We start from the raw sequence: 16541 nt of genomic DNA, 5'->3' as shown, positions 1-16541 counted from the left end.
ACGCTCCTCGGCGAATCCCTCGGGAGCACAACGGCGCAAGCGCCTCGGTGCCCCCGGCGGGATTCGAACCCACGACCTTCTGCTCCGGAGGCAGACGCTCTATCCACTGAGCTACAGGGGCGGACGCCCACTGAAGACCAGGGGCTGACACCGCAGTGGAGACTACCAGGGCACCGGTGCAGGAAAGAAATCGGCTCGGCCGTCGCGCGGCCTTGCCTACCGCACGCTCACGGTACCCGGCACGTATCGCTTCCTGTGATGAAACAATGGTGGATACCCCACCGAGAGGATCCGTCGTGACCACCGATCCCAGCATCCGACAGCCGTCGGACGCGCCGCCCCCGCCAGGTTCGCCCCCGCGCGGGGGACGTGGTGCGCTCGGGGTGATCCTCGCCGTCGTCGGGGGTGTGGTGGTGCTCGCCGGCCTGATCGTCGGAGCGATCCTGCTCATCGATGCCGACGACGAGCCGATCCCCGCGACCACGACCGCCACGACCTCGCCGGAGACCGCAGAGCCCACCCCGACCCCGTCGACCGCGGAGACGAGCGATAGCGGAGAGCTGCTGGAGCTGCTGACTGCCGAGGCCGACGTGGTCGTGACGACCGACGGGACCGCCTGGCTGCTCGAGGACGGCTGGATCGATGCCGGCGAGCTCAGCGATCAGGCGCAGGAGGCGTACTCCGGCACCTTCACCTCCGAGGCGGGCACCGTGACGCTGACCGCACTCTCCTTCGATGGCGAGGATGCGGCGGCCGACTACCTGGCCGGCGTACGGTCCGACCGGGGTGATCCCGACAACGAGGGCTCGGTCTGGGAGGACGGTTCCGGTACCCGGATCGACTATGCGGGGGCCGAGGACTACGACATCTTCTGGTACGACGAGGCTGCGATCGTCTTCCAGGCCACGGGACCTGAGGGTCCGGTGGAGGACTTCTATAGTTCGCTGCCGTTCTGAGGTGCTGAACTGAACACGCCCGCTCACATCGTCTGGCCCGAGGACCTCGCGCGGACCATCGTGGCCGCGCTGGACCTGCGCGGCGCGAAAGTCCCCCTGCGAGCAGCCACCCGGGGCAGTGCCGACTGGCACACCGACGTTGCCCGCACGCTGCCAGGGGACCCCGCAGCGAGTGCCGAGCAGCTCGCCGCTGCCCTGCGCCGTCATCCCGATGTGCGCGAGTGCGATGCGCGTGGCCCCACTGTCAGTATCGGGCTGACGATGGAGAGTCTGGTCCGTATCGTGCCGGAGCTTCTGCTCGGAGGCCTGCCAGCCCCCGTCGATGGCACCCCGCGCGCCGCCGGACCGGAGCAGGCGCAGCGGTTGCATCCGGTGCGCTTCGCTCATGCCCGGGCACGCTCGGTCTCGCGCTCGGCCCGTCAGCACGGCGTGCGACCCGACACGGCGGAGGGCAGCCTCGACGAGGCGACCGCCGCCGACCGGAGGCTCCTGACCACCCTCGCCGGAACTCCGGCCGTCCTACGCAGTGGACGGGACAAGACGATCCAGGCGCACGCCCGCGGACTTTCGTCCGCCTTCCAGACCTGGTTCGCGGCCACCCGGACCGCTCCGCGCGGCCGGGAGGAGATAACCTCGACCCACCGCACCCGCCTGGCCATCAACGACGCGGTCGCGCTCGCGCTCGCCGCCGAGCTGACTGCCATCGGCCTCGACGCCCCGGAGCACCTGTGACTCATCCGACCAGCCCTCACCTGTGGCCGGAGAACACCGACGTCCACGACGGCGTCCTGCACGTGAACGAGATCCCGGTGACCGAGCTCGCCGCGACCTTCGGTACGCCTGCCTACCTGCTCGACGTGCCCGGCCTGCGTTCCCGGGCCGCACGCTACCGGCGGGCCTTCGAGGAGGCCTTCGCCCCGGCGCAGGTGTCGGTCTACTACGCCGGCAAAGCCTTCCTGAGCCGCGCCGTTGCCCGCTGGGTGCGCGAGGAAGGCCTGCGGATCGACACGGCGTCGGCGGGGGAGCTCGCCACGGCGCTCGCGGCCGGTATCGACGGTGCGGAGATCGGTCTGCACGGGAACAACAAGTCCGTCGAGGAGATCGATCTCGCGCTCGAGAACGGGATCGGCCGCCTCGTCATCGACTCCCTGCCGGAGATCGACCTGGTGGCCGCACGCGCCGCGGCACGTGGCCAGCGCGCCCCTGTCATGGTTCGCGTGACCACCGGGGTCCACGCCGGCGGGCACGACTTCATCGCCACCGCGCACGAGGACCAGAAGTTCGGACTCTCCCTCGCGAGCGGGGCAGCACTGGAGGCACTGGAGCAGATCGTGGCCAACGAGCACCTGGAGCTTCTCGGCCTCCACTCCCACATCGGATCCCAGATCCTCGACCCCGACGGGTTCGCGGCCGCGGCCGCTGCCCTGCTCGGCCTGCGTGCCACTCTCGCCGAGCGCACCGGTCACCTTGCCGCCGAGCTCGACCTCGGGGGTGGCTATGGCATCGCGTACACCCCGCAGGAGCAGGCGGTCGATATCGAAGCGCTCGCCGCGTCCCTAGCTCAGGCGTGCCGGCGCGAGTGCGAGCGGCTCGGAACTGCGCAACCGGACTACTCCTTCGAACCCGGGCGGGCGATCGTGGGCCCGAGCATGGTCACCCTCTACCGTGTCGGCACGGTCAAGCCGGTCGAGCTCGACGACGGCCGCTCCCGCTTGTACGTCTCCGTGGACGGGGGAATGAGCGACAACATCCGCCCTGCCCTGTACGGCGCGGACTATCACGCCGAGCTCGCCGGTCGCGCCTCCACAGCCGATCTGGTCCCTGCCCGGGTGGTCGGCAAGCATTGCGAGAGCGGGGACATCGTCGTCCGGGACGTCAGCCTGCCGAGGGACGTCGCCGCCGGTGATCTGCTCGCCGTACCCGCGACCGGGGCCTACGGACGCTCCATGGCCTCCCAGTACAACCTCGTGCCGAGACCGCCCGTGGTGGCACTCGGGGACGGTGCGCCCCGGGAGATCATGCGGCGGGAGACCGTGGCTGATCTGCTCGCGCTCGACCTCGGCTGAGCATCGAGAGCGCCCGGGACGTGGGACGCCGCACAGGCACAGGCACCAAGACCTCTATTGTTGAGATGCCTGCGAGCGGGCGGAGGTCCGACGAACCTGCGCTCCACCGGAAGATGTCACGAAGGAGACCATGAACGACGGCGCCCCCGCCACCCTCCGGGTGGCCGTGCTCGGATGCGGAGTGGTCGGGACCGAGGTGGTCCGCCGCCTCCTGACGAACGCGTCCGAGCTGCATGCACGGACCGGTACTGGCCTCGAACTCGTCGGGATCGGGGTCCGGTCCACGGCCACGCCGCGTGATCCCGTCGTGCCGACCGAGCTGCTCACCGAGGATCTGCACGGGTTGGCCACCAGCGCCGACATCGTGATCGAGCTGATGGGCGGGATCGAACCGGCCCGCGCTCTGGTGACCGGCGCCTTGGCTGCCGGTGCCAGTGTCATCACGGCCAACAAGGCTCTCCTCGCCCAGCACGGCCCGGAGCTCTACGAGGCGGCGGACGCTGCCCGGGTCGACCTGTTCTACGAGGCCGCGGTCGCCGGCGCGGTTCCCGTGGTGCGTGGTGTGCGCGAATCTCTCGCCGGGGACAAGATCACCCGCGTGCTCGGCATCGTCAACGGCACCACCAACTACATCCTCGACGAGATGACCTCCGGTGGTCTCGACTTCGAGAAGGCGCTCGCCCAGGCTCAGGAGCTGGGCTACGCCGAGGCCGACCCGACGGCCGACGTCGAGGGCCTGGACGCCGCCGCGAAGGCGGCCATCCTTGCTTCGCTCGCGTTTCACTCGCGCACCTCCCTCGACGACGTCCCCGTGCAGGGCATCACCTCGATCAGCCCCGAGGACATCGCCTCAGCCGCGCAGACCGGGCATGTGATCAAGCTGCTCGCTATCGCCGAGCAGGGCACCTACGACGGCGTCGGTGGCCTGGCGGTGCGCGTGCACCCGGCCCTGGTGCCGGTCGAGCATCCGCTGGCGAGTGTGCGGGGTCCGTTCAATGCCGTCTTCGTCGAGGCCGAGGCGGCGGGAACGTTGATGTTCTACGGTGCCGGAGCCGGGGGAGAGGCGACCTCCAGCGCGGTGCTGGGGGACGTCGTCGCCGCGGCCAGGCACCGCGTGAACGGAGGCAAGGCACCCTCGGAGTCCGCGCACGCGGCGCTGCCGCCGATGCCCGCCCAGGCGGTGCACACCCGCTACCAGATGCGCTTGGACGTGCTCGACGTACCCGGCGTACTCGCCGAGATCGCCGCAGTGGTCGCCGCGCACGGCGTCTCCATCGAGACTGTCCGTCAGGGGATGCGCGACCCGGACGAGGGTGCGGCGCTGGTCATCGTGACCCACTCGGCCAGCGAATCGGCCCTGGCGGCCACGGTGGCCGATCTCGATACCCTTGAGGTGGTCGAACGGATCACCTCGATCCTGCGTGTGGAAGGAACCTGATGGCCAAGCCGTGGCGCGGCGTGATCGCCGAGTACGCCGACCGACTCCCGATCGAGGACGGTGACCCCGTCGTGACGCTGGGAGAGGGCGGCACCCCGCTGGTGCCGGCCCCCTCGCTCTCGGCCGCGACCGGCGCGCAGGTGTATCTCAAGGTGGAGGGCGCCAACCCCACCGGCTCCTTCAAGGACCGTGGCATGACGATGGCCATGAGCAAGGTGGCCGGAACGGGTACCGAGGTGGTCGTGTGCGCCTCGACCGGGAACACCTCGGCCTCCGCTGCGGCCTACGCCGTCCGGGCCGGGCTCGGATGCGCCGTGGTGCTGCCGCACGGGAAGATCGCCGCCGGAAAGATCGCCCAGGCGATCGTGCACGGTGCCACCCTGCTGGCCGTGGACGGCAACTTCGACGATTGCCTGCGGATCGTGCGCGAGTTGGCCGAGGCCTATCCGGTGGCCCTGGTGAACTCGGTGAACCCCTACCGGCTGCAGGGGCAGAAGACCGCTGCATTCGAGGTGGTGGACGCACTCGGTGAGGCGCCTGCCATCCACGTGCTGCCGGTGGGCAACGCCGGCAACATCTCCGCCTACTGGATGGGCTACCGCGAGTACGCTGCCGATGGACTCGCCTCCCGCACTCCGCAGATGTGGGGTGTCCAGGCCGACGGCGCGGCACCCCTGGTCAAGGGAGAGCCGGTGGAGTTCCCGGAGACGGTCGCCACCGCCATCCGGATCGGCAATCCTGCCTCGTGGCAGCTCGCCGTGGCGGCTCGGGACGACTCGGGCGGCCGGATCGACGCCGTCAGCGACGTGCAGATCCTCGATGCTCAAGCGCTGATCGCCTCCGAGGTGGGGGTCTTCGTCGAGCCGGCTTCCGCGGCCAGTGTGGCCGGGCTGCTCGCTCGCGCTGAGGCGGGGGATGTGCCCGAGGGCGCCACCGTCGTGTGCACGGTGACGGGCAACGGGCTCAAGGACACGGCCACCGCGCTCGGCGAACGCCCGGTGGATCCGCAGGTGATCGGGACAGACGTCGCAGACGCGGCGCGAGCCCTCGGCCTGGGCTGACATGCGGCTGGTTCACGACGAGGTGCGGGTGCAGGTGCCCGCCACCAGTGCCAACCTGGGGCCAGGTTTCGACTCCTTCGGTCTGGCCCACACGATCCATGACCGGGTGCGTGTGCGCGCCACCACCGGACGTACCGAGGTGCGGGTTTTCGGAGAAGGCGCGGGGGAGGTGCCCGACGGCGACGATCACCTGGTCGTGCGTGCGCTGCGCGGGGGATTGGACCATGTTGGCGCTCCGCAGGCCGGCTTCTCCCTCGACTGTGAGAACGCCATCCCGCATGGCCGCGGTCTCGGTTCCAGTGCTGCTGCCGTGATCGCGGGGTTGGTCGCGGCTCGTGGGCTCATCAGTGAACCGGAGGCGCTGGCCGATGACGTGCTGCTGCAGCTCGCGACCGAGTTCGAAGGGCATCCCGACAATGCCGCCCCGGCACTCCTGGGTGGTGCGACCGTGGCGTGGATGGACGGACGTCAGGCTCACGCCGCGCGAATCGAGGTCGATCCGCGGATCGAGCTCACGGTGCTGGTTCCCACTGAGCGACTGCCGACGAGCCGGGCGCGTGCCGCGCTCCCGGCCACGGTCTCCCATGCCGATGCGGCGTTCAATGCCGGTCGTGCCGGTCTGCTCACCCTGGCGCTGACCTCGCGCCCGGACCTACTCCTGCCCGCCACCGCGGACCGGCTGCACCAGGCGCAACGGGCCGATGCCATGATGGCGAGCATCGCTCTGGTGCGTCGGCTGCGCTCGGAGGGACACCCAGCAGTCATCTCGGGAGCGGGACCGACCGTGCTCGTGCTGTCCGCCCTGGACGGTGACACCGTGGCCGGCCTCGGGCCGGAGTGGAGCGTGCGCCGTCCGGCGATCGACACCGACGGCGTCCGGCCGCTCACCGCCGACACGGGCATCGAGAACTCACGCTAGGAGTCCTCACCGGTCCTCTGGCCCTGTCCCGTTCGTCGTCCCTCGGTGCTAGGCTTATCGGGCATACCATCGTGGGGCTCAGGCTCCGGTGGTCGTGCCCGTCCACGTGCGGCGATGCCGCGGGCGTGGCCCCATCCACTCCGGCCCGTCGTGGCCGATGACATCTGCCGCACCGGACATAGCTGATCGGGTGCGTGTCGAGAGAAGGAACCTCGTGCCAGAATCCACCTCCACGTCCGCTACCGGTCGCAGCGGGGCCCTGTCCTCACTTCGCCTTGCCGAGCTTCAGGCGATCGCCTCTGAGATGGGCCTCAAGGGCACCGGCCGGATGCGCAAGAGTGACCTCGTTGCGGCGATCCGTGAGGCGCGTGGCGGCTCCGGCCGGGCCACGAGCAACGGTGAGCGCTCGGCGCCGGCCGCCCCGCCGGCCGCGGCTGAGAAGCAGGACAAGCCCGCGAAGGCCGACAAGCCCGCGAAGGCCGACAAGCCCGCGAAGGTGGACAAGCCCGCCTCGACCCATGTGACCCCTGAGCGGGCTGACACGACTGAGCCTGCTGGCGGCGCCGATGGTCGCACCCGGAACCAGGACCGGAGCCAGCGGGCCAGGACGAAGCCAGCCCAGCAGGACCAGGGCGAGCAGGACCAGCCACAGAAGGACCAGCAGGCGCGCGGCCAGCACGGTCAGAGTCGGCAGCGCCAGGGGGCACCCGCGGAGTCTCGCGGTACCCGTGATGGAGGCGGAAACGGCCCGGACCAGGACGGTGGGCCGCGCCGCAACCGCCGTGCACGCTCCACCGGGCGTCAGCCGCAGCTCGATCTGCCCGGCTCCGGCAAGCAGGAGGATGGCGAGGCTGCGCGCAAGCCGTCGTTGGAGGACATCCGCCTCCCCGAGGGGCGCCGACCGGACGAGCAGCAGGAGGAGGAATCCGGCGGGCAGAAGCAGCACTCCGGCCGTGACTCGAGCCCGCAGCGAGGCGACTCCGAAGACGAACGGTCCGGGCGCCGTCGGCGGGGCCGTGACCGCTACCGTGACCGCAAGCGCCGTGGGCGCGGCCCGGAGCCGGTCGAGGAGGAGATCGAGATCACCGAAGAGGACGTGCTGCTCCCGGTCGGTGGGATCCTCGACATCCTCGACAACTATGCCTTCGTGCGCACGAGCGGTTACCTGCCTGGTCCGAACGACGTCTACGTCTCTCTCGGACAGGTCAAGAAATACGGTCTGCGCCGCGGCGATGCGATCCTCGGCGCCGTCCGCCAGCCACGGGAGGGCGAGAACAACCAGCGGCAGAAGTACAACGCGCTGGTGCGCCTCGATCAGGTCAACGGCGTGCCCGTCGACGAGGCCGGTCCACGCCCCGAGTTCTCCAAGCTGACCCCGCTGTACCCGCAGGACCGGCTTCGCCTGGAGAACGGCGGCAAGGACCTCACCCCCCGGATCGTGGACCTCGTGGCCCCGATCGGGAAGGGACAGCGCGGTCTGATCGTGGCCCCGCCCAAGGCGGGCAAGACGATCGTGATGCAGCAGATCGCCAACGCGATCACGGCCAACAACCCCGAGGTGCACCTGATGGTGGTGCTCGTGGACGAACGGCCGGAAGAGGTCACGGACATGGAGCGCACGGTCTCCGGTGAGGTGATCTCCTCCACCTTCGACCGGCCGGCTTCCGACCACACCATCGTGGCGGAGCTGGCGATCGAACGCGCCAAGCGATTGGTCGAGCTCGGGCAGGACGTGGTGGTGCTGCTGGACTCCCTCACCCGCCTCTCGCGCGCCTACAACCTCGCGGCGCCGGCCTCGGGAAGGATCCTGTCCGGCGGTGTGGATGCCTCCGCGCTGTACCCGCCGAAGAAGTTCTTCGGTGCGGCACGCAACATCGAGCACGGCGGGTCGTTGACGATCCTCGCCTCGGCCCTGGTCGAGACCGGGTCGAAGATGGACGAGGTGATTTTCGAGGAGTTCAAGGGCACCGGCAACATGGAGCTGCGCCTGTCCCGCCACCTGGCGGACAAGCGCATCTTCCCGGCGGTCGACGTCAACGTCTCCGGCACCCGCCGCGAGGAGCTGCTCGTCTCCTCCGAAGAGCTCGCCATCGTGTGGAAGCTGCGGCGTCTGCTGGGATCGCTGGACCAGCAGCAGGCGATCGAGCTGGTGCACTCCAAGATGCGCAGCACCTCCTCCAACGCGGAGTTCCTCCTCACCGTGAACAAGACCACGCCCGCGCACGGTTCCGACTAGCGCGTGAGTGCCCGGCTCCGACCGACGAGGGCGGAGCCGGGCACGTCGCGTCCAGGCAACCGGCGTCGAGGGAAGGGCACAGATGAGCGAGGAGTTCATCGCGGTGGATCCGCTGCTGGCGGAGTACGCGGAGATCGAGGCTGCGTTGGCCGATCTGCAGGTGCACGCCGATCAGGCGCGCGCTCGTACCCTCGGCCGCCGGTATGCCGAGCTCGGCCGGGTCGTGGCGGCCTACCGGGCCTGGCGCAGTGCGAGCGAGGATGCCGGGGCAGCCGCCGAGTTGGCCGCTGACGATCCCACTTTCGCCGACGAGGTCGAGCCGTTGCAGACAGCGGCCGCCGAGGCCGCCGAGGTGCTGCGGCGGGTGCTGGTCCCACGTGACCCCGACGACGGACGCGATGTCATCCTGCAGGTGAAGGCGGGTGAGGGCGGTGAGGAATCCGCACTGTTCGCCGCCGATCTGCTGCGGATGTACCAGCGTTTCGCCGAACGCCAGGGGTGGACGACGCAGATCCTCGACGAGACCCACTCCGACCTCGGCGGCTACAAGGACGTCTCGATGGCGATCAAATCGAGGTCGACCGACCCGGCCGAGGGAGTGTGGGCCTTCCTGAAGTACGAAGGTGGCGTGCATCGCGTGCAACGGGTGCCGGTGACCGAATCGCAAGGGCGGATCCATACTTCTGCTGCCGGTGTGCTGGTGTTCCCCGAGGTGGAGGACGCGGGCGAGGTGGAGATCGACCCGAACGACCTGCGTATCGACGTCTTCCGTTCGTCCGGTCCCGGAGGGCAGAGCGTCAACACCACTGACTCGGCCGTGCGCATCACCCACGTGCCCACGGGCATCGTGGTGTCGATGCAGAACGAGAAGTCCCAGTTGCAGAACCGTGAGCAGGCGATGCGGGTGCTGAGAGCGCGGCTGCTGGCGGCCCGCCAGGAGGCCGCCGATGCCGAGGCCGCCGAGATGCGCCGCTCCCAGATCCGGACCGTGGACCGGTCCGAGCGGATCCGTACGTACAACTTTCCCGAGAACCGGATCGCCGACCACCGCACGGGGTACAAGGCCTACAACCTGGACCAGGTGCTCGCCGGTGATCTGGGCCCTGTGGTCGGCTCCGCGATCGAGATGGATGAGGCCGAGCGGCTCGCCGGCGCCGCAGACGCGTGAACGAGCACACCCCCCGGCCTGAGCCGACGTCCTCGCCGTCCTTGCGGCAGCTCATCAGCGGGGCGACGGCGGTGCTCACCCAGGCTGGAGTCGCCTCACCTCAGCAGGACGCGCTGGCGCTGGCCGAGTTCGTCCTCGACGTGGACCGCCTCGTCCTTGCCCTCCCTCCGGAGTTGCCGGCGGACTTCGGGGTGCGGTACGCCGCGGTCGTCGATCGGCGGCGGCGACGGGTGCCGTTGCAGCACATCACCGGGATTGCCCACTTCCGCTATCTCGAACTGCAGGTGGGGCCGGGGGTGTTCGTTCCCCGGCCGGAGACCGAGATCGTGGCGGGAGTGGCGATCAAGGCCGCTGCCGCACATGCGGCCGGGGGTGCTCCCCTCGTGGTCGACCTGTGCAGCGGCAGCGGTGCGATTGCGCTGAGCGTGGCCCACGAGGTGCCGTCGGCGCGGGTCGTCGCCGTGGAGCTGGGCGAGGAAGCAAGCGCAGCGATCGCAGCGAACGCCCGGCGACTTGGCCTCGAGGTGCGTGTGCTGCGCGCCGACGCCACCGCCCCGCAGACGTTGGCGGATCTGGATGGTGCGGTCGACGTGGTCGTGTCGAATCCGCCCTACATCCCGCCCGATGCTGTGCCGGTCGACGCGGAGGTGCGTGACCACGACCCGGACCTGGCGCTGTACGGGGGCGGCCACGATGGGCTCGACGTGCCACGCGGGGTGCTACGGCGCGCCCTCACCCTGCTGCGACCTGGTGGCACGTTCGTGATGGAGCACGCCGAGGTCCAAGCCGCGGCCGTGCGTGAACTCGCGCGCGAGACGGGCGAACTGGAGGAGATCAGCACCGGTGCCGACCTCACCGGCCGGGACCGGATGGTGCTGGCGCAACGCCGGTAGGCACGCAGAACTCGCGCGGTCAGCGGCGGAGCCGGTGCCGCGTGATCATGGAGGCGATGTACCAGCCCAGCGCGATGCCGGCGATGTCGGCCACGACGTCGGCCAGGTCCCCGCTCCGGTTCGGGAGCAGCAGGTGCTGGACCAGTTCGCTGACACCGGCGTGCACGAGCAGCACAGCCGCGAGCGGTACCCCGGGCAGGGGTAGCAGCCGTCCGGTCAGCATCACCACGGCGAAGACGAGCACATGGACCGCCTTGTCGGCCCCGGGAGTGCTGGGCGCACCATCGGGCGTTGCCGGCAGGTACAGCACCACTAGCTGGACCAGGATCGCCCCCGCGAAGGCGAGACGCACGAACCAGGTGCGCACTGGAGTGCCGCTCACAGGGCTGCGGGAGTCACCTGGCGGGGTGGTGGCGGAGTCGGGCACGGGCTCAGCCTGCCACGTCTGGGAGGGTGGGCTCCGCCGTCGGCGGATGACCGGGGGATGACCGGAGCACGGGCAGATGGACCGGTGGGCGCCGAGACGTGACAGACTCAGACCTCGTGAGCGAGGTACTTCTGAGGGACTGTTCCGATGCTGGGGCCCGAGCGGGTCACCTGGACGAAGCCGTCAAGACGTTGGCGAGCGGGCAGCTCGTCGTGCTCCCGACCGACACGGTCTACGGGATCGCGGCCGACGCCTTCACACCGAAGGCGGTCTCCGCGCTGCTTCGCGCGAAGGGACGCGGCCGGCAGATGCCGCCGCCGGTGCTGATCGGCGACGTGCGAACCCTGGACGGGCTCGCCACGGAGATCCCGCAGGCCGTGCGGGATCTGGTGGCCGAGTTCTGGCCGGGGCCGCTGACGGTGATCCTCACCGCACAACCCAGCCTGCACTGGGACCTGGGGGAGACCCACGGCACGGTCGCATTGCGGATGCCCGACGACGAGGTGGCGCTGGCGCTGCTGCGGCGCACGGGGCCGCTGGCTGTCTCCAGTGCGAACAAGACGGGGCAGGATTCGGCCACCACGTGCGCCGACGCTGCCGAGCAGCTGGGCCGGGCCGTGAAGGTGTACCTCGACGGCGGAGCGACCCCTGGTCCGGTGCCGTCCACCATCGTGGACGCGACCGGGGCGCAGCTGCGCATCGTGCGCGAGGGGGCGCTCACCGCCGAGGAGCTCGGTTCGATCGCACCAGAGTTGCTGCCGGAGAACCAGCCGGTCGAGGTTGACGAGGAGCCTGACCAGCCTGACGAGGCTGACGGCGACGAGGGCGACAGGGACAGTCACGGCGCACCGGGCGAGCCCGAGGCTGACGAGCCCAGCACTGACGAGCCCAGCACCGACGAGCCCAGCACTGACGAGCCCAGCACCGAGGACACTGACACCACCGGTGGTGCCACCCAGCCGTGAGGGTCTACCTGCTCGTGCTGGCCGTCGCGGCGGCCGTCACCTACCTGACCACTCCGCTGGCACGTCGCCTGGCCCAGCGAGTCGGAGCGGTGACGGCGGTCCGTGCGCGGGACGTGCACACGGTTCCGACGCCGCGGCTCGGGGGAGTGGCGATGGTGGCCGGACTCGGCTGCGCGCTGTTGTTCGCCTCTCGCACGGAGTTCCTGGGTGTGGTCTTCGACGACACACTGCCGTGGGCGATCCTCGTGTGCGCCACAGCCCTGTGCCTGCTCGGTGTGGCCGACGACATCTGGGACCTGGACTGGGTGACCAAACTGATCGGCCAGATCCTCGTGGCCGGTGTGCTGGCCTGGCAAGGAGTGGCGTTGGTCACGCTGCCGATCTTCGGCCTGACCATCGGTTCGGACCGGCTGATCCTGTTCGCGACGGTGCTCGTGGTGGTGATCGCGATCAACGCCGTCAACTGGGTGGACGGGCTGGACGGCCTGGCGGCCGGGGTGATAGCCATCGGCGGCTCAGCGTTCTTCGTGTACACCTACCTGCTCACCCGCAACAACAACCCGACCGATTACTCCGATCTCGCCACGGTCGTTGTCGCAGCGCTCGTGGGGGCATGCCTGGGCTTCCTGCCGCACAACTTCCATCCGGCGAGGATCTTCATGGGCGACTCCGGTGCGATGCCGCTGGGCATGACGATCGCCGCGGCAGCGATCGTGGTCACCGGTCAGATCGACCCCGCGGTGCTGGAGTCCCGGCAGGCGCTGCCCGCGTTCGTCCCGATCGTCCTGCCGGTGGCGGTGCTGCTGCTGCCGTTGCTGGACGTCGCCATCACCAGCCTGCGCCGGTTGCTGAAGGGGAAGTCCCCCTTTCATGCCGACCGGACTCACCTGCATCACAAACTGCTCGACCGCGGCCACTCCCATCGGCGGGCCGTGGCGATCATGTACCTGTGGACCACGGTGGTCTCTTTCAGCGCCGCGGCGCTGGTGATCTTCCCGGTTCCGCAGGTGCTCACGGGTGCCGCGATTGGTGCGGTGCTGGCGACCGTGCTTACCGTGGTGCCCATCCCCACACCATCGTTCCTCAAGCAGCGCACCGCCGGCCAACGTCCGAGCTGAGGACCTGATCTGAAGGACACACCCGTGCCCGAGCCCGCCTTCCTCAACGACCGGTACATCCGCACCGACGCGGTACTGGCCCTGATCCGTACGGTACTGCGCCGGCTGCTGCTGGCCTCGGCAGGCATCGCGGCGGTGTCGGTGCTGGTGGGGGCGCTCGTGGCCGGGCTGGCGGGAGTGTGGGCGGGTCTGCTGGCTGCCGGGATCTCGCTCGTGTTCACGGCGACGACGGTGCTCGCCCTCTACCTGGTGGCCGGGCGTGGCCCGGAGCTGCTGCAGATCGTGCTCCTGGGCGGCTGGCTGGTGAAGATGGCCCTGCTGGCCGTGGCTCTGCTCTGGCTGCGGGACCAGGACTTCTACCACCGGGGTGTGTTCCTCGGCACGCTGTTCGTGGCCGTGATCGCCGCCGTGCTGGTCGAGTTGATCACGGTGGCGTCATCGAAGGTTCCCTATGTCACCCCGCAGTCTGCGGTGGCCTCGCAGGATGGTTCGCAGGCCGATGTGGGTCCTGGTGATGACCGGGCGGATGCACCGGCAGGAGAGTCGGCCGATCCGCACCCGGATGCGACGGACGAACCTTCACAGGAGCGTCACAATCCACGTGCATGATCAGGTAGGCTGACCTCAGTCACTTCCAGCCCACCTGAGTTCGGTCCCTGCGATGCTGCCCGGAGCAGCTCGGCATGGATACGAGCCCGATGTTCCTGGGGAGTTCACCCTGTCCACCGCAGCGATCGCCGTGCCAATTCTTGCCGAGGGCGAAGACGATGGCGGCTTCCACGCCCCCGGGATCGAAGAGTTCTTTCCGGACGCCATCTTCGGCAGCACCGAGCTGGGCTCCTTCTTCGGCTTCGACCGGATCATGCTGGTCCGTCTCGTCGTCGTCGCGGTCCTGCTCCTGCTGCTGTGGCTGGCCACCCGGCGCGCCTCCCTGATCCCCAGCCGCGGCCAGAGCATCGTCGAGCTCGGAGTCGGCTTCGTGCGCGACCAGATCGCCGAGCAGATCCTGGGCAAGGAGCGCGCTCGCCCCTACCTGGCGATGCTGACCACGATCTTCTTCACGGTGCTGGCGATGAATCTCGCCGGGATCGTGCCCTTCCTCAATATCGCCGGAACGTCCCGGATCGGGCTGCCGCTGGTGCTGGCCCTGTGGGTGTTCATCGTCTACCTCTCGGCGGGTGTGCGTAAGCACGGTCTCGGGAAGTACCTCAAGGCCCAGCTCTTCCCGCCCGGGGTCCCGTGGCCCGCCTACGTGCTGATCACTCCGATCGAGGCACTGCAGGTGTTCGTGCTCCGGCCCGCCACGCTGACGATCCGGCTCGTGGCGAACATGATGGCTGGGCACCTGATGCTGGTGCTGTGCTTCGCGGCCACCCACTTCCTGCTGCTCGAGGGCGGCGGGCTCATCAAGCTCACCGGTCTGCTGGCCTTCGCCGGCGGGCTGTTCATCACCCTGTTCGAGGTGTTCATCGCCTTGCTGCAGGCCTACATCTTCACCCTCCTGTCCGCGATCTACGTCAACTTCGCCCTCGAAGAGGAACACTGATCCTCACTCGTGGGCGTGGTCGCGGACCACGTACTCACCCGTAGCACCCACACCCGACGCTCACCCGAGCGCCACAGGAAGGAAATGCAGTGGAAGGCAACCTCGCAACCATCGGTTACGGTCTCGCCACGATCGGCCCCGGTATCGGTCTCGGTGTCATGATCGGCCAGACCCAGGCCGCCACGGCCCGCCAGCCGGAAGTCTCCGGACGGCTCTTCACCAACATGATGATCGGTGCAGCCCTCATCGAGGTGCTCGGTCTGCTCGGCCTCGTCGCCGGGCTCATGTTCTCCTGATCGACCCCTGACACCTGGCGTTGGGAGCCATCATGATTACCGCAAGCGAGACGCCGAACCCGCTGCTGCCGGCCGGCTACGACATCATCTGGTCGCTCGTCGTCACGGTCATCATCGCGTTCTTCTTCTTCCGGTACCTGCTGCCGAAGCTGAACGCGATCCTGGACGAGCGTGCGGCGAAGATCGAGGGTGGACTGCAGCTGGCCGAGCAGGCCAAGGCTGAGGCGGCCGAGTCCAAGGCCGAGGTCGAGCGTGAGCTCGTCGCGGCCCGGAAGGAAGCGGCCGGCATCCGTGAGGAGGCCACGGCCGACGGTGGACAGATCGTCGCCGAGGCCAAGCGCAAGGCCCAGGCGGAAGCGACCCGCATCGCGGAGAGTGCTCAGCGTCAGATCGAGGCCGAGCGTCAGTCGGCGGTCGTCTCGCTGCGTTCGGAGGTGGGAGAGCTGGCCACCGAGCTCGCCTCCCGCATCGTCGGTGAGTCCCTCGCTGACGACGCTCGCCAGTCCCGCGTGATCGACCGTTTCCTGGCCGAGCTCGACAGTACGGTCGACAGCCCCGTGGGTGCTGGCGCCCAGTCCTCGGCGAGCTCGACGGCATCGTCGCAGTCGGAGGCGTGATGCGGGCGAACAGTCAGGCCACGACCGACGCCGCACGGGAGCGTTTCGAGCCCGTGCTGCGTACGGCCGGTGCCGGCGCCGACCAGTACGGCAGTGAGCTGTTCGCCGTCGTGGATGTGCTGGACGCCTCAGCCGGTCTCCGCCGGGCGCTCACGGACCCTTCACGTGAGGGGTCCGACAAGGCCACGGTGATGACCTCGGTCTTCGGGGGCAAGGTCAGTGAGCAGGTCGTGGATCTGCTCGCCGGTCTGGCACGCGGGCGATGGTCGGCGGATGTCGACATCGCCGACGCCGCCGAGACCCTCGGCACCGACGCTGTCCTCGCGAGTGCGGAGGCGGCTGGAACGCTGCTCGAGGTCGAGACGCAGCTGTTCTCCGTGATCCGGCTGCTGGCCGGCAACCGCGACCTCCGGCTGGCACTGTCGGACAAGAGCCGTACGGTCGCCGAGCGGATCCAGCTGCTGGAGACGCTCGTGCAGGACAAGGTCGAGCCGCAGACAGCCACACTGCTCTCGCGGGCGCTCGGCAACCGCCGCTCCACGACGCTGACGGCCGGTCTGGTCCGGCTCAACGAAGCGGCCGCGGCTCGGCGACAGCAGCTCGTGGCCACGGTCACCGCTGCCGTCCCGCTCACTGCCGCCCAGCGGGAGAAGCTGAGTGGCATCCTCCAGCGCGCCTACGGGCGTGCCGTCCAGCTGAACGTGGCCGTGGAACCGAACGTCGTGGGCGGCGTCCGGATCCAGATCGGCGACGAGGTCGTGGACGCGACCACGCTCACCCGACTCGACGAGGCTCGCCGACGACTTGTCGGCTGACCCGCCCCCATCGCTGAAGA

At 69.5% G+C, this 16541-nt stretch carries 17 protein-coding genes and 1 tRNA gene; 16 read left to right on the top strand and 2 right to left on the bottom strand.

Going from position 1 to position 16541, the window contains the following annotated elements:
- Positions 1 to 48 precede the first annotated feature (48 nt).
- A tRNA-Arg gene (locus tag FV560_RS03845) sits at positions 49 to 121 on the bottom strand.
- 175 nt (positions 122 to 296) lie between these two features.
- Between FV560_RS03845 and FV560_RS03840 the strand changes: the two genes are divergently transcribed.
- The 9 genes from FV560_RS03840 (at position 297) to prmC (ending at position 10737) form a co-directional block, all read left to right on the top strand.
- A complete protein-coding gene (locus FV560_RS03840; protein ID WP_159619567.1) occupies positions 297 to 956 on the top strand; it encodes a hypothetical protein in 660 nt (219 codons plus the stop codon).
- Between the two features lie 60 nt (positions 957 to 1016).
- On the top strand, positions 1017 to 1688 hold the full coding sequence (locus FV560_RS03835) for a DALR anticodon-binding domain-containing protein (protein ID WP_159619565.1): 672 nt from the start codon (positions 1017 to 1019) through the stop codon (positions 1686 to 1688).
- Positions 1685 to 3022 carry a diaminopimelate decarboxylase gene (gene lysA, locus FV560_RS03830; RefSeq protein WP_159619563.1) on the top strand — a complete coding sequence of 446 codons (1338 nt, stop codon included), beginning with the start codon at positions 1685 to 1687 and terminating at the stop codon, positions 3020 to 3022. Before FV560_RS03835 ends, lysA begins: the two co-directional genes overlap by 4 nt.
- Before the next feature lie 130 nt (positions 3023 to 3152).
- Positions 3153 to 4460 carry a homoserine dehydrogenase gene (locus tag FV560_RS03825; protein ID WP_159619561.1) on the top strand — a complete coding sequence of 436 codons (1308 nt, stop codon included), beginning with the start codon at positions 3153 to 3155 and terminating at the stop codon, positions 4458 to 4460.
- Positions 4460 to 5521 (top strand): threonine synthase, encoded by a 1062-nt coding sequence (gene thrC / locus FV560_RS03820; RefSeq protein WP_159619559.1) that lies wholly within the window; start codon positions 4460 to 4462, stop codon positions 5519 to 5521. Before FV560_RS03825 ends, thrC begins: the two co-directional genes overlap by 1 nt.
- 1 nt (position 5522) lies before the next feature.
- Positions 5523 to 6440, top strand: coding sequence for a homoserine kinase (thrB, locus tag FV560_RS03815; RefSeq protein WP_159619557.1), 918 nt, complete (start codon positions 5523 to 5525; stop codon positions 6438 to 6440).
- A 304-nt stretch (positions 6441 to 6744) separates the two neighbouring features.
- Entirely contained in the window at positions 6745 to 8676 is a 1932-nt protein-coding gene (gene rho / locus FV560_RS03810) for a transcription termination factor Rho (protein WP_420853347.1), read from the top strand.
- 82 nt (positions 8677 to 8758) lie between these two features.
- Positions 8759 to 9844 carry a peptide chain release factor 1 gene (prfA, locus tag FV560_RS03805; protein WP_159619553.1) on the top strand — a complete coding sequence of 362 codons (1086 nt, stop codon included), beginning with the start codon at positions 8759 to 8761 and terminating at the stop codon, positions 9842 to 9844.
- Positions 9841 to 10737, top strand: a complete 897-nt coding sequence (prmC, locus tag FV560_RS03800) for a peptide chain release factor N(5)-glutamine methyltransferase (RefSeq protein ID WP_200837525.1) — start codon at positions 9841 to 9843, stop codon at positions 10735 to 10737. The genes prfA and prmC overlap by 4 nt, the downstream gene beginning before the upstream one ends.
- 19 nt (positions 10738 to 10756) lie before the next feature.
- Here the strand turns inward: prmC and FV560_RS03795 are convergent, their stop codons facing one another.
- Positions 10757 to 11164 (bottom strand): VanZ family protein, encoded by a 408-nt coding sequence (locus tag FV560_RS03795; protein WP_159619551.1) that lies wholly within the window; start codon positions 11162 to 11164, stop codon positions 10757 to 10759.
- A 116-nt stretch (positions 11165 to 11280) separates the two neighbouring features.
- Between FV560_RS03795 and FV560_RS03790 the strand changes: the two genes are divergently transcribed.
- From FV560_RS03790 to FV560_RS03760, 7 genes are all read left to right on the top strand, one after another.
- Positions 11281 to 12129, top strand: a complete 849-nt coding sequence (locus tag FV560_RS03790; RefSeq protein ID WP_235019912.1) for an L-threonylcarbamoyladenylate synthase — start codon at positions 11281 to 11283, stop codon at positions 12127 to 12129.
- The gene (locus tag FV560_RS03785) at positions 12126 to 13247 is read left to right on the top strand and encodes a glycosyltransferase family 4 protein (RefSeq protein ID WP_159619549.1); all 1122 of its coding nucleotides are present in this window, start codon (positions 12126 to 12128) and stop codon (positions 13245 to 13247) included. The genes FV560_RS03790 and FV560_RS03785 overlap by 4 nt, the downstream gene beginning before the upstream one ends.
- Positions 13248 to 13271: 24 nt before the next feature.
- The gene (locus FV560_RS03780) at positions 13272 to 13856 is read left to right on the top strand and encodes a Cg1360 family ATP-synthase-associated protein (protein ID WP_159619547.1); all 585 of its coding nucleotides are present in this window, start codon (positions 13272 to 13274) and stop codon (positions 13854 to 13856) included.
- Between the two features lie 52 nt (positions 13857 to 13908).
- Positions 13909 to 14793 carry a F0F1 ATP synthase subunit A gene (atpB, locus tag FV560_RS03775; RefSeq protein WP_159619545.1) on the top strand — a complete coding sequence of 295 codons (885 nt, stop codon included), beginning with the start codon at positions 13909 to 13911 and terminating at the stop codon, positions 14791 to 14793.
- Between the two features lie 89 nt (positions 14794 to 14882).
- Positions 14883 to 15089: an ATP synthase F0 subunit C gene (atpE, locus tag FV560_RS03770; protein ID WP_159619543.1), complete on the top strand. Its 207-nt coding sequence runs from the start codon at positions 14883 to 14885 to the stop codon at positions 15087 to 15089.
- Between the two features lie 32 nt (positions 15090 to 15121).
- Entirely contained in the window at positions 15122 to 15706 is a 585-nt protein-coding gene (locus FV560_RS03765) for a F0F1 ATP synthase subunit B (RefSeq protein ID WP_159619541.1), read from the top strand.
- Positions 15706 to 16521: a F0F1 ATP synthase subunit delta gene (locus FV560_RS03760; RefSeq protein ID WP_159619539.1), complete on the top strand. Its 816-nt coding sequence runs from the start codon at positions 15706 to 15708 to the stop codon at positions 16519 to 16521. Before FV560_RS03765 ends, FV560_RS03760 begins: the two co-directional genes overlap by 1 nt.
- Positions 16522 to 16541: the final 20 nt, after the last annotated feature.

This window comes from Ruania rhizosphaerae, assembly GCF_009805705.1.
GTDB classification, from domain to species: Bacteria; Actinomycetota; Actinomycetes; order Actinomycetales; family Beutenbergiaceae; genus Ruania; species Ruania rhizosphaerae.
Note: the sequence above shows the minus strand (reverse complement) of the source record. Positions and strands in the feature narration are given on the sequence as shown.

Bases quoted from the DNA above. Each gene is read 5' to 3' on its own strand.
- thrB (WP_159619557.1), top strand. From the start codon at position 5,523: ATGCGGCTGGTTCACGACGAGGTGCGGGTGCAGGTGCCCGCCACCAGT.
- thrC (WP_159619559.1), top strand. From the start codon at position 4,460: ATGGCCAAGCCGTGGCGCGGCGTGATCGCCGAGTACGCCGACCGACTC.
- rho (WP_420853347.1), top strand. From the start codon at position 6,745: ATGGGCCTCAAGGGCACCGGCCGGATGCGCAAGAGTGACCTCGTTGCG.
- FV560_RS03760 (WP_159619539.1), top strand. From the start codon at position 15,706: ATGCGGGCGAACAGTCAGGCCACGACCGACGCCGCACGGGAGCGTTTC.
- atpB (WP_159619545.1), top strand. From the start codon at position 13,909: ATGCTGCCCGGAGCAGCTCGGCATGGATACGAGCCCGATGTTCCTGGG.
- FV560_RS03765 (WP_159619541.1), top strand. From the start codon at position 15,122: ATGATTACCGCAAGCGAGACGCCGAACCCGCTGCTGCCGGCCGGCTAC.
- prfA (WP_159619553.1), top strand. From the start codon at position 8,759: ATGAGCGAGGAGTTCATCGCGGTGGATCCGCTGCTGGCGGAGTACGCG.
- FV560_RS03825 (WP_159619561.1), top strand. From the start codon at position 3,153: ATGAACGACGGCGCCCCCGCCACCCTCCGGGTGGCCGTGCTCGGATGC.